Raw genomic sequence first — 420 nt, 5'->3', positions numbered from 1 at the left:
CGAAGGTGGGACTGGCGATTGGGACGAAGTCGTAACAAGGTAGCCGTACCGGAAGGTGCGGCTGGATCACCTCCTTTCTAAGGAGCACTTCTCACCAGGTTCGCCTGGTCAGAGGCCATTTCGTCGGCAAATGTCCGACGGTGGTCAGCTCATGGGTGGAACGTTGACTATTCGGCACGATGCTTCAGGGTCACTAGTACTGCTTCGGCGTGGAACGTGAACCAGGGAGGATCGGGTCGGGCACGCTGTTGGGTGTCTGAGGGTACGGGCCGTGAGGTCTGTCCTTCTGATGCCGGCCCCAGTGAACTCCACTGCAAGGTGGGGGTGATGGGTGGCTGGTCGTTGTTTGAGAACTGCACAGTGGACGCGAGCATCTGTGGCCAAGTTTTTAAGGGCGCACGGTGGATGCCTTGGCACCAG

The 420-nt window shown here is 59.0% G+C and carries 1 rRNA gene; it reads left to right on the top strand.

From position 1 onward, the window contains the following. Positions 1–77, top strand: a 16S ribosomal RNA gene (locus ADK54_RS16250); the annotation flags it as partial. Positions 78–420 lie beyond the last annotated feature (343 nt).

The sequence above is a fragment of the Streptomyces sp. WM6378 genome, assembly GCF_001279695.1.
Classification (GTDB): Bacteria; Actinomycetota; Actinomycetes; order Streptomycetales; family Streptomycetaceae; genus Streptomyces.
This window is presented reverse-complemented; position numbering and strand designations above follow the sequence as displayed.